Genomic DNA, 11,761 nt, shown 5'->3' on the forward strand with positions numbered 1-11,761 from the left:
CTGACGACCGACCCACGAAGGAGTGACGACCATGGTGACTGACCTGCGGGTCGGCGTGATCGGCGTCGGCGTGATGGGCGCCGACCACGCCGAGCGCCTCGTCAACCGGATCGCCGGGGCGCGACTCGTCGCCGTGTCCGACCCCGACACCGCGCGCGCCGACCGGCTCGCCGCGCAGTTCGACGGCGTGCGCAGCATCGCTGGCGCCGTTGCCCTCGTGGCCGACGCGGCGGTCGACGCGGTGCTCATCGCCTCACCGGGACTCGTCCACGAGGAGCAGGTGCTCGCCTGCATCGAGCACGGCAAGCACGTGCTGTGCGAGAAGCCCCTGACGATGGACGCCGAGTCGTCCCTGCGCGTCGTCGAGGCCGAGGCCCGCGCCGGACGACCGCTCATCCAGGTCGGGTTCATGCGCCGCTTCGACCCGGAGTACGCGCAGCTGAAGCAGCTCCTCGACTCGGGCTCGCTCGGGCGCACCCTGCTGCTCCACAACGTGCACCGCAACAAGAGCGTGCCGGAGTCGTTCCGGTCGGAGATGATCGTGCGCGATTCGCTCGTGCACGAGGTCGACGTGTGTCGCTGGCTGTTCGGCGAGGAGATCACCGAGATCACCGTGCTCGCGCCGGCGCCGACGGGCCTGGTCGCCGAGGGGGTCCTCGACCCTCAGCTCGCGATCTTCCGGATGGCGGGCGGCGGCCTGGCGACCACCGAGGTGTTCGTCAACTCCCGGGTCGGTTACGAGGTGCGGTGCGAGGCCGTGGCGGAGCAGGGCAACGCGACCATCGGGCTCGGGGAGAGCGTGTTCGTGCGTAGCGGAGGGCGTTACGGCGGAACGATCCCCGACGACTTCCGGCTCCGCTTCAGCCGGGCCTACGACCTCGAGGTGCAGGCGTGGGTCGGTGCCTCGAGCCGCGGCGAGGTCGTCGGACCGACGAGCTGGGACGGGTATGCCGCGTCCGCCGTCTGCGAGGCCGGCCTGGAGGCGCTCGCGACGGGACGGCCCGTCACGGTGTCCCTCGTCGACCGCTCCGCCGCCCTGTCCGGGGTGGCGCGGAGATGATGCTCGCTCTCGGCCCCTCTTGCCGCTCGACCCTCCTGACGCCGGCCACCCGGCATACCCCCGCAGAGCAAAGGAACGCGCCATGACCTCCCCGACCCGCATCACCCACCTCGTCGCCGGTGCCCCGTGGACCGGCACGGCCGAACGCACGAGCGAGGTCTTCAACCCGGCCACGGGCGAGCAGACCGGGGTGCTCGACCTCGCGTCCGCGGCCGTGGTCGGTGAGGTCGTCGCGACGGCGCAGGCCGCTTGGCAGGAGTGGTCCGACGCCTCGTTGGCCAAGCGGACGTCGGTGCTCTTCGCCTTCCGGCACCTGCTCGACAGCCGGAAGAAGGACATCGCCGCGCTGATCACGGCCGAGCACGGCAAGGTCCTCGACGACGCCCTCGGTGAGGTGACCCGTGGTCTCGAGGTCGCCGAGTTCGCCTGCGGCATACCGCATCTGCTCAAGGGTGGCTTCAGCGAGAACGCCTCGACCAACGTCGATGTCTACTCCATCCGCCAGTCGCTCGGGGTCGTCGCGGTCATCTCGCCGTTCAACTTCCCGGCCATGGTGCCGATGTGGTTCATCCCCATCGCCATCGCCTGCGGCAACGCCGTCGTCCTCAAGCCGAGCGAGAAGGACCCCTCGGCCGCCCTCGCCGTCGCGGCGCTGTGGACCGCGGCGGGGCTGCCCGACGGCGTGATGAACGTGGTCAACGGCGACAAGGAGGCGGTCGACGCGCTGCTCACCCACCCGGACGTGAAGTCCGTGTCGTTCGTCGGCTCGACCCCGATCGCGCGCTACGTCTACGAGACGGGCACCGCGCACGGCAAGCGGGTCCAGGCCCTCGGTGGCGCGAAGAACCACATGCTCGTCCTGCCGGACGCCGACCTCGACCTGGCCGCGGACGCCGCCGTCAACGCCGGGTTCGGCTCGGCGGGCGAGCGGTGCATGGCCATCTCGGCGCTCGTCGCGGTCGAGCCGATCGCCGACGAGCTGATCTCCAAGATCGTCGACCGGATGGGCAAGCTGCGGACCGGCGACGGGACGACGGGCTCCGACATGGGCCCGCTCGTGACGGCCGCCCACCGGGACAAGGTCGCCGGCTACGTCGCCGCCGGTGTCGAGTCGGGCGCGACGCTCGTCGTCGACGGTCGGAAGCAGGAGTTCGACGGTGGGGCGGGCGGCTACTTCCTCGGCCCGACGCTCTTCGACAGGGTCGAGCGCGACATGTTGATCTACTCCGAGGAGATCTTCGGCCCGGTGCTGTCGGTCCTGCGGGTCCAGTCCTACGACGAGGGCCTCGAGCTGATCAACGCCAACCCCTACGGCAACGGGACGGCCATCTTCACCAACGACGGTGGGGCCGCCCGGCGCTTCCAGCGCGAGGTCGAGGTCGGCATGATCGGGATCAACGTGCCCATCCCGGTGCCGGTGTCCTACTACTCGTTCGGCGGCTGGAAGAACAGCCTCTTCGGCGACAGCCACGCGCACGGCATCGAGGGCGTGCACTTCTTCACCCGCGGCAAGGTCGTCACCTCGCGCTGGCTCGACCCCAGCCACGGCGGGCTCAACCTCGGCTTCCCGCAGAACACCTGACGGGTCGGTCGCCCCTCATCGACAGGTCAGGTCCGGTCCTTCCCAGGCCCTGGGACCGACCACTCCTGACCTCTCGTCGGCGTTGCGGGCGGCAGCTCCGCGCGTCGCCGCTCGAGGTGGCGCTGCTCGATCTCGTTGCTGCACAATCCGATTGCGACCTCGTATGCCGCCGCTGCCGCCTTGTTCTCACCCGCGCGACGGAGCAGCTCGGCTCGGGTCGCGGGCAGCCGGTGGTTGCCCGGGAGCTGCGCCTCCAGCCCGTCGAGGAGCTCGAGACCGGCCCGCGGACCCTCCGCCTCGGCCACCGCGACGGCCCGGTTGAGCCGCACCACCGGGGAGCCGGTGTGGTCCTCCAGCTCGGCGTAGAGCGCGGCGATCCGATCCCACCGGGTCTCCTCCGCCGTTCTGGCCGTTGCGTGCTCGGCGGCGATCAGGGACTGGAGGTAGTAGGACCGGCCGATCCCGGCGGGGATCGAGCGGGTCCCGTCGACGAAGGGCGTGAGCAGCGTCAGCGCCGAGCCGATCTCGTCGTGACGCCACCGACCGCGGTCCTGGTCGGGGAGCAGCACGAGACCGTCGCCATCGGTGCGGGCGGCTCGGCGCGAGTGCTGAAGGAGCATCAGGGCGAGCAGGAGCGCGGGCAGCGGCTCCTCAGGAAGCAGCTCGTGCAGGACCGCCCCGAGCCTCACCGCCTCGCCCGCCAGCTCGGCTCGCACGGCGTCCGGCCCGGAACCCGGCGCGTAGCCGGCGGTGAAGCCGAGGTAGGCCACCTGCACCACGCCCTCGAGCCGGCCCGGGAGGGCGCTCGCGTCGGGCACGGCATACGGGATGCCAGCGGCGACGAGCTTCTTGCGCGCGCGGGTGAGCCGGGCGGCCATCGTCGCCTCGCCCACGAGGAACAGCCGCGCGATGTCGCTCGTCGGGACCCCCAGGACCAGTCGCAGCGTCAACGCGCTGGCAGCCTCGGGGGCGAGGGCCGGGTGGGTCGTGAGCATGACGAGCCGCAGGCGTTCGTCCTCGAGCAGGTCACCCGGGTCGACCATGGCCCGCTCGGCCTCGGCCTGCACGCGGGCGTCGACGACGAGGACCGGCGCCTTGCGGGCAGCAACCGCCTCGGAACGCAGCCGGTCGAGGACCCGCCGCCGCGCGGCAGTGAGCCAGGCCGCGGGAGCAGACGGCATACCGTCGCGTGGCCAGCGCTCGGCAGCCGTGGCGAACGCGTCGGCGAGGGCGTCCTCAGCCAGGTCGAGCCGCCGGTACTGCGCGAGGAGGAGGGCGAGCAGCCGCCCCCACTCCTTGCGCAGCACCCGCTCGATCGGTGCGAGCCCGTCCCCGGACCCGGGTCCGACGGTCACGTGATGACGGTCACAGGACGCCGGTCACGCCCAGGCCGGGCTATCGGATCGCGCGGCGGGGACCTCGTCGAACACCGGCCCCATGTCGACCACGGGCCGGATCTCGACGGTGTAGCCGTGCGGCAGCTCCTGCGCGATCGTTGTCATGACGTCGAGATCAGCCGCCTCGACGAGGTAGTAGCCGCCGAGCTGCTCGGTCGTCTCGGCGAACGGACCGTCGGTGAGGACGAGCCGGTCGTCGTCGTCGTGGCGCAGGGTGGTCGCGGTGTCGGTCTCGCCGAGCGCCTCGCCGCCCAGCATCGTCGTCGCCCCCTCCGACACCGCGCGGTCGAAGGCCATGTGCGCCTCCATGTACTCCTGGCGCTCGGCGTCGTCGAGCGCCGGCCAGATCGTCTCGTCCTGGTAGAGGAGTACGAGGTACTTCATGCGGGCACCTGCGCGAGGGCGCGGACGTCGATGCCCTCGGGGGTGGCCGCGGACCAGCTGGCCTCGTGGCCCGGAATGAGGATGAGGTGAGGCGTCATGGTGGTCCTTCCTGGTTCAACCGGGCGCGGTGCCCGGCTCGGTCAGGTGACCCGGTCGAGTCTCCCACCCGGATGACGGGCGAGCGGGCCGTATATCGACAGCATCCCGGCAAAGGATGTCGGGAGAGGACAAGACTCGGAGTCGGGCGCCCATCAGCGGCGTAGGCCGCCCGGCTCAGCCGAGTGGCGCCGTCACCGTCCCGGCGGCGACGGTCCGACCCCCCTCGCGGACGGCGATCCCCGCCCGACCTCCAGCGCGACCGGCTTCCCGTGCTCGACGGTGAGCTCGGCGTGGTCACCCGGCCGGACGACCCCGCCCTCGGCCAGCTCGATCCCGCCCCACACATTGATCGTGCGGAAGAAGAACTGCGGGCGATAGTTCGCGGCGAACCCGGTTGCCGGCACCCCTCCGCGGCGGTGAGCGTTGAGAACGTGGCCGCGAACCGGCAGCGTGGCGTCACCGACGCGGGCAGCACGAGCGCCTTGCCGAACGTCTCGAGACCGGTCGCCACCGAGGCCACCGTCGGACCGAGCCCGACGACCTCGACCGGGTCGCCGAGACCGAGCGACCCCCGCTCGACGGCTCCGGTGACGACGGTGCCCCGACCGCTGATCGTGTACTGCGACATGTGCGTGCGGACCTCCAGCTCGACCAGCGCGAGCAGCTCGGGGTCCTCGACGGTGTCGGCCTTGTTGAGCGCGACGACGAGGATCACCGCGTCGACCTGGGCCGCGCCGGTGATCATGTTCTTGAGCAGTCGGCGTGGCCGGGCAGGTCGACGTGGGCGTAGTGCCGCGTCGCCGTCTCGTACTCGACGTGGGTGATCGTGATGGTGATCCCCCGCTGCAGCTCGGTTTCGTGGGTGAGGCGACGCGCGGAAACCGCGCCAGGACCGGGGCGGGGAGTCGACCCTCCTCCGCGGTTCCTGCTGCCGCAGGCTGAGGGTCAGCGTCGAGCGCCGTCAGCATTCACGGTCGCTGCGTTCGCGCAGGGGCATCGCCCGCGAGGCAGGAGCCTGCGGAGAGCGCGACGAGGACGATGGACACGGTGGCGACTTACGGTCTGAAGGTCCCCACGACCAACAGGTTTCGACGCTGATTGGCGCGGGCTCTCGACAGACGGTCACCGCGTTGCCCACAAGGCGTCGATCGGGGTGGCGATGATCCGGTCGCCGAACGGTGCGGTCGACGTTCCGGTGTGAAGGATCACGCCTGCGACGAAGCGCGCGCCGAGTCGGTCGCGAAGGAGGTTGAGCCACCGGGCGTCCCGTCCCGTGACAGTGGAGCGGGCCTTGACCTCGATGCCGGCCACCCGGCCGTCGCCGGTCTCGAGAATGAAGTCCACTTCGGCTCCGTTGTGGTCGCGGAAATGGGACAGGCGCGGATTCTCGCGTGCCCACCCGACCTGCCTACGGAGCTCCCCCGCAACGAATCCCTCGAGTAGCCGGCCGCCGAGCTCCGGGTTCGCTCCCACGCCTCCTCCCTCGGCGGACACATTGAGCAGTCGCGCTGTCAATCCGGTGTCGGTCAGAACCACCTTGGGCCGCGTCACAACACGTTTGGTGAGATTCGTGGACCAAGAGGGAATGCGTTGAACGAGGAAGAGGGTCTCGAGGAGGTCGAGGTAGGGGCCGAGGGTTCGTACTGGGATTCCGATTTCTTGCGAGACGTTGGTGATGACCAGCTCGGTAGCATTTCGCGCGGCCAGTAGTCGGAGGAGAAGCGGCAGCTCAGACAGGCGTTGCAAGCCTGAGACGTCCGGAGCATCTCGCTGGGTGATGCGTTCGACGTAGTTGTCGTACCACGCTGCTCGGCGCTGCCCCGGCTGACGCAGCAGGGCCTCGGGATAGCCTCCCGCGCAGGCCCGATCGAGGTAGTCCGCTCGACTCAGGTCGCTTCGGTGCTCCGGGTAGATCTCTCCGGCGAAGAGCCGGTCGACGAAGTCCTCGCGAACATCGACGATCTCACCTTGACTGAAGCCGAAGAGATCGATGTTCTCGGCTCGTCCCGCCAAGCTGTCCTGCATGGCAGGCAGTCGAAGCAGGTTCGCGGAACCCGTGAGGAGGAAACGCCCCGGTCTCGAATCGTCGTCGACGGCCATCTTCAGCGCTAGCACCAGCTCTGGTGCACGCTGGACCTCGTCGATCGCCAGCAGACCGTCAGGCATCTGACGGAGGAACCCCGGAGGGTCTGCTTGGGCCGCTCCTCTGGTCAGATCGTCGTCCAGGGTGACGAAACGGCCCGCCCGATCAGCTAGCACGCTGCGCACCAACGTCGTCTTACCTACCTGACGGGCTCCTTGGACGACCACGATTCGGGTGTCGCCCAGAGCATCGAGCAGGCGGGGCCTGACAGATCGATCTCGCAACGTGGGCATAGGTGGAACCTATCTCAGCTCGCCGTTTTTCGACGAGGTGCTCGCCGTATTTCGATATCTTACTCGCCGTTTTTCGACATTCTGCTCGCCGTTTCCCTGCGCCACGACAAGCGGATTTTGGGGCGCCGGCAGCCGGGACTAGCCTCGGGCCCGTGCGCCTCGCCACCTGGAACGTCAACTCCATCCGCTCCCGCATCGACCGCGTCGAGGCCTTCCTCGAACGCCACGACGTCGACGTCCTGGCCCTGCAGGAGACCAAGGCCAAGGACGAGCAGATCCCGTTGATGGGGCTGCAGGCGCTGGGTTACGAGGTCGCGGCCGCCGGGACGAACCAGTGGAACGGCGTGGCGATCATCAGCCGGGTCGGCCTGGGGGACGTGCAGGTCGGCTTCCCTGGTATGCCGGGCTGGGGCGACCCGCTCGCGCCCGAGTCCCGGGCGATCGGCGCGACCTGCGGCGGCGTCCGCATCTGGTCGCTCTACGTGCCCAACGGCCGCAAGGTCGACGACCCGCACTACGTCTACAAGCTCGACTGGCTGGCCCGGCTGCGTTCTGCCGCAACGGATTGGCTGGCCGACGACACGGTCCTCGTCGGTGACTGGAACATCGCCCCCCGCGACGAGGACGTCTACGACATGGCCGCGTTCGCGACGGACACCCACGTCACGCCCCGGGAGCGCGCTGCGTTCCAGGGCTTTCTCGACGATGGATACGTCGATGTGACAAGGGAGTTCACGCCCGGCCCGAAGGTCTACACCTACTGGGACTACTACCGCCAACGGTTCGAGCGGAACCGTGGGATGCGGATCGACTTCCTCCTCGGCTCGCCCTCGCTGGCGAGCCGCGTCACCGGCGCAAGCATCGACAGAAACGAGCGGGCCGGCCAGGGCGCCTCCGACCACGCGCCGGGGATCGCCGACCTCGCCTGACGAGGCGGGCGGGCAGCACAACCGTCAGCCGAGGTCGGCGTGCTGCCGCACCCAGGCGTGCATCGCGATGGCCGCGGCGGCGCCGGCGTTGATCGAGCGGGTCGAGCCGAACTGGGTGATGTGGAGGATCACTTCGCACGAGGCGCGCACCTCCTCGGTCAGGCCGGGCCCCTCCTGGCCGAAGACGAGGACGCAGGCGCGTGGCAGCTCGTGGGTCTCGAGGGGACGTGACCCCGGGAGGTTGTCGATGCCGATCAGCGGTATGCCGCGACCACCGTCCTCCGTGCCCTCCGCGCCGCCTGCACCGGCAGCCCACGCCACGAGGTCGGCGACGGTCGGATGGTGCACCTCGTGCTGGTAGCGGTCGGTGACCATCGCGCCCCGGCGGTTCCACCGGCGCCGACCGACGATGTGGAACGCCGCGACGTTGAAGGCGTTGGCCGTCCGGATGACGGACCCGATGTTGAAGTCGTGGCCCCAGTTCTCGACGGCGACGTGCACAGGATGCCGGCGGGTGTCGAGGTCGGCGACGATGGCCTCGAGCCGCCAGTAGCGATAGCGGTCCTCGACGTTGCGCCGGTCACCGCCGGTAAGCAGCTCGGGGTCCCAGTGGTCGCCCGAGGGGAGGTCACCGACCCACGGACCGACGCCCACGGCATACCCCGAGCTGGGGTCCGAGCGGTCTGGAGGGCCGTCCACGAGCCCGACCCTAGACCTCACCCACCCGTGGTCGGAGGGCACGCGCGACCGTGGGATGACGCGGAACGCCCTCCCGTCCCCTACCGTTGACTTCCTGATGCTGACCACACTCGCTCCCGTCCTCACGCCCGCGCTCGGTCCCGGCTGGATGGACCCCAACTATCTGTTCACCCACTTCGGCACCGCCTTCATCTGGGTGAGCCTGGCGATGATCTTCATCGAGTGCGGTCTGCTCTTCCCGATCCTGCCCGGCGACTCCCTGCTCTTCGCGATCGGTCTGTTCATCGCCAGCGGGCAGCTCCACCTCAACATCGGGGTCGCCCTCGTGGTCCTCTTCGTCGCGGCCTTCCTCGGCAACGTCAGCGGCTACGAGATCGGCCGCGCGGTCGGGCCGGCGCTCTACGATCGCAACGGCCGCATCATCAAGCGGAAGTACTTCACCCAGACCGAGGCCTTCTTCGACAAGCACGGGAGCAAGGCGCTGGTCATCGGGCGCTTCGTGCCGGTCGTGCGCACCTTCATCACGGTCGTCGCCGGGATGGGGCGAATGAACCGTCGCCACTTCTTCGTCTGGTCGGCAGTCGGCGCGCTGCTGTGGGTCGTCGTGGTGACCCTCGCGGGCTACTTCCTCGGGTCGGCGTTCCCGGCGATCGGCAAGAACCTGGACGTCGCGATCATCGTCGTCGTGGCGCTGTCGTTGATCCCGGCCGTCGTCGAGATCCTGCGACACCGACGTGCCGGCAGCGCGGGTGGCGACAGCGGCGGACCGGGCAGTAGCCAGACCGTCGGCGAGCCCGTGCGCGAGAGCGACGGGGTCGACGGCCGCTAGCCCGTCCCCGGCGTCGCGGGGCGCCGGGCGCCGCTAGCTGAGGCGTTGCGCGAGGTCAGCCGGTATGTGCCCGGTCCGGCTCCTCAGTCCGTCGCGCCAGCCGGCGAGCACGGCGGCGACGAGTCGGCCACGCTGCGGGTCGAACAGCAGCCGGATGCCGTGCGCCTGCGTCTCCTGCACGAGCCGGCGCAGGACCCAGCGCGGCTGCCGGACGAGGTGGCGGCGGGTGATGATCGTGCCGTTGCGGGCCATGTAGTAGACCCGGGTCGGCGCGTGGCGGTTGTAGGCGACCGGGAGACCGTGGACGATGACCGGCCGACCGAGGAGACGGGCCGGCATACGCTCGCCCTGGCCGTGCTCGAGGAGGCAGCCGGGGCCGATGACCGGGTCGAGGCCGGCGGCTCGACAGCGGGCGGTGAACTCCGAGTCCACCCCGTCGATGACGAGGTCCTCCTCGAGGGGTTCCACGCGGTCGAACGTCGACACCGGGACCACCCAGCCCGACTGCATCGGGTCGAACGCGCGGGCCAGCCGCGTGACCACGCGCCCCGGGGGGGTTGACGCTGCGTCAAGGGGGTTGACGCAGGTGATAACTGGCGTCAACCCCCTTGACGCGGCGTCAACCCCGTCCCGGGCTGGCGGGTCGACCCCCGCCCGGGCCCAGCCGTCGGTCGGACCCCGATGGCCGCTGTAGCTCTTGGCCGACACGAACGCCACCGGTATGCCGCCGGCCGCCGCCGCGTCGAGGGTCGCCAGCGCGGCGGCGACGTAGCCGGCCCCGAGCCGACTGTCCTGGTCGAGGGTCAGGATGACGTCGGCGCCCTGCTCCCGGGCCACCCGGATGCCGGCGTTCAGGGCGGCCGCGATACCGGCGTTGGCCTGGTGGAGCACCGTCGCGCCCGAGGCCTGGAGCTCCGCTAAAACCCCTGTCCGGTCAGCCGATCCGTCATCCACGGCGACGACGAGGTCGACCTGCAGGAGCACCTCCCGCACCGAGTCGACCAACGCCGCCGGCGGATCGAGGCAGGCGATGACCGCGACGACGCAGCGCCGCTCCCTCACGGGCCGCGCGCTCACGGAGCCTGCTCCACGCCGGGGGAGACCGCTGCGCCGGACCCACCTGACCGCCCCTGGAACACCCGCAGCGCCGGGACCACCAGCCCGACGGTCATCGCGACCTCGCTCGCGGCCATCCCCCACGCGACGCCGGCGAGCCAGCCGGCCGCAGCGGTCGCGATCATGACGACCACGCCGACCACCGCCGACACCGTCGTCCACACGAGCACGAGCCGCGTCCGCCCGTCGGGGATGAGCAGGTTGCGGATCAACGGCGTGCCGGCCGAGATGAAGAGGAACGAGACCGCGTAGGCCGCGCAGACGTCGCGGGGCGCGGCCAGGTCGGCACCGAACAGCAGCCCCGTCGCCCACGGTCCGAGCCCCACGAAGAGCAGCGCCCCGACGCCGCCGAGCCCGAGGTGCGCCCAGCCCGCCGCGAGGTGACGCCGCCGCCGGTCGCCCGCCCCCGGCTCGAGCGTCCACCCCTGGAACGCGTTGCCCATCGCCGCCACGGTGAAGATGCCCAGCCGGTAGACCGTGTCGGCCGAGGCGAACTGCGAGGACTGCGCGACGGGGAAGGCGGCCGTCGCGACCGGCGCCGGCGTCGAGGCGTATGCCGTTGCCACGAGGTTGATCCCCGCCGTCCCGCCCTGCTCGTGCAGCTCCGCGACGGACCGGGAGACGGGGAGGGGGGACCAGTCCGAGCCGCGTGCGTAGCGCCGGTGGAAGGCCGCGAGCCCGAAGACGGTCGCGACGGCGAGGATGACCGGGTAGGTCCAGATGGCCCGGGTCAGCAGGATCGCGGGGGTGGCGATGAGGGCTGCGAGGACCCGCGGCAGCGTGTCGTACCAGAGGAGCAGCATCGGCTGACCCACCCCGATGCCGAACCACGCCGGCGAGAGCCCGAGCAGCGCCGTGGCGATCGCCATCGAGGCGGCGACGACGCGGAAGCCCGGCTGGGCCACCAGCGCGCTGACCAGCGCGACGAGCGGGACCACGGGCAGCAGGAGGGTGAGGCGGGTGCGGAGGCTGGCGGCATACAGGGCGGCCCGCGCCGTCGCGGTCTCGGCCCGGGCGGCCTGGACGGGGCCGACGACGTTCCACCCCCAGTAGACGACGGTGGCGCCGAAGGTCCCGACCGCCTGCCCGGCGACGACGCTCGACCAGCCCGCCCCGCCCGCGACGCGGGCGACGACCGGCATCAGCAGGAACGGGGTGACCAGCGACAGCAGCGGCAGCACGGTGAATCCCGTGAGCCGCCGGAGCACGGTCGTCATGGTGCCGACCCTCTCACGGCGACCCGCTCAGCCTGCTGAGGTCGTGGTCTGGCGCTGGGGTCGTGGTGTGCAC

General features: G+C 70.9%; 10 protein-coding genes and 1 pseudogene. 4 read left to right on the forward strand and 7 right to left on the reverse strand.

Annotated elements, in window-relative coordinates; genetic code table 11:
- Positions 1 to 31 precede the first annotated feature (31 nt).
- Positions 32 to 1,060 (forward strand): Gfo/Idh/MocA family oxidoreductase, encoded by a 1,029-nt coding sequence (locus Q0R63_RS15015; protein ID WP_295698893.1) that lies wholly within the window; start codon positions 32 to 34, stop codon positions 1,058 to 1,060.
- An 82-nt stretch (positions 1,061 to 1,142) separates the two neighbouring features.
- Positions 1,143 to 2,642, forward strand: coding sequence for a CoA-acylating methylmalonate-semialdehyde dehydrogenase (locus Q0R63_RS15020; RefSeq protein WP_295698895.1), 1,500 nt, complete (start codon positions 1,143 to 1,145; stop codon positions 2,640 to 2,642).
- A 26-nt stretch (positions 2,643 to 2,668) separates the two neighbouring features.
- Here the strand turns inward: Q0R63_RS15020 and Q0R63_RS15025 are convergent, their stop codons facing one another.
- The 4 genes and pseudogenes from Q0R63_RS15025 to Q0R63_RS15040 form a co-directional block, all read right to left on the reverse strand.
- Positions 2,669 to 3,997 carry a DUF6596 domain-containing protein gene (locus Q0R63_RS15025; protein WP_295698898.1) on the reverse strand — a complete coding sequence of 443 codons (1,329 nt, stop codon included), beginning with the start codon at positions 3,995 to 3,997 and terminating at the stop codon, positions 2,669 to 2,671.
- A 24-nt stretch (positions 3,998 to 4,021) separates the two neighbouring features.
- Positions 4,022 to 4,423, reverse strand: a complete 402-nt coding sequence (locus Q0R63_RS15030; protein WP_295698901.1) for a YciI family protein — start codon at positions 4,421 to 4,423, stop codon at positions 4,022 to 4,024.
- A gap of 273 nt (positions 4,424 to 4,696) precedes the next feature.
- Positions 4,697 to 5,374 (reverse strand): annotated as a pseudogene (locus Q0R63_RS15035) (GTP-binding protein); the annotation flags it as partial.
- A 270-nt stretch (positions 5,375 to 5,644) separates the two neighbouring features.
- A complete protein-coding gene (locus Q0R63_RS15040) occupies positions 5,645 to 6,898 on the reverse strand; it encodes an ATP-binding protein (protein ID WP_295698904.1) in 1,254 nt (417 codons plus the stop codon).
- Positions 6,899 to 7,050: 152 nt separating this feature from the next.
- On the opposite strand from Q0R63_RS15040, the gene Q0R63_RS15045 reads away from it, so the two are divergent.
- A complete protein-coding gene (locus tag Q0R63_RS15045; RefSeq protein WP_295698907.1) occupies positions 7,051 to 7,827 on the forward strand; it encodes an exodeoxyribonuclease III in 777 nt (258 codons plus the stop codon).
- A 24-nt stretch (positions 7,828 to 7,851) separates the two neighbouring features.
- On the opposite strand, the gene Q0R63_RS15050 is transcribed toward Q0R63_RS15045, so the two are convergent.
- Complete coding sequence (locus Q0R63_RS15050; protein WP_295698909.1) at positions 7,852 to 8,526, reverse strand: TrmH family RNA methyltransferase; 675 nt, start codon at positions 8,524 to 8,526, stop codon at positions 7,852 to 7,854.
- Positions 8,527 to 8,623: 97 nt separating this feature from the next.
- On the opposite strand from Q0R63_RS15050, the gene Q0R63_RS15055 reads away from it, so the two are divergent.
- Complete coding sequence (locus tag Q0R63_RS15055) at positions 8,624 to 9,355, forward strand: VTT domain-containing protein (RefSeq protein ID WP_295698912.1); 732 nt, start codon at positions 8,624 to 8,626, stop codon at positions 9,353 to 9,355.
- Between the two features lie 33 nt (positions 9,356 to 9,388).
- On the opposite strand, the gene Q0R63_RS15060 is transcribed toward Q0R63_RS15055, so the two are convergent.
- Together Q0R63_RS15060 and Q0R63_RS15065 are read right to left on the reverse strand one after the other, a co-directional pair.
- Positions 9,389 to 10,432 (reverse strand): glycosyltransferase, encoded by a 1,044-nt coding sequence (locus tag Q0R63_RS15060; RefSeq protein ID WP_295698914.1) that lies wholly within the window; start codon positions 10,430 to 10,432, stop codon positions 9,389 to 9,391.
- Positions 10,429 to 11,688 carry a polysaccharide biosynthesis protein gene (locus Q0R63_RS15065; protein ID WP_295698916.1) on the reverse strand — a complete coding sequence of 420 codons (1,260 nt, stop codon included), beginning with the start codon at positions 11,686 to 11,688 and terminating at the stop codon, positions 10,429 to 10,431. The genes Q0R63_RS15060 and Q0R63_RS15065 overlap by 4 nt, the downstream gene beginning before the upstream one ends.
- Between the last annotated feature and the right edge of the window lie 73 nt (positions 11,689 to 11,761).

This window comes from Lapillicoccus sp. (genome assembly GCF_025353065.1).
Classification (GTDB): Bacteria; Actinomycetota; Actinomycetes; order Actinomycetales; family Dermatophilaceae; genus Lapillicoccus.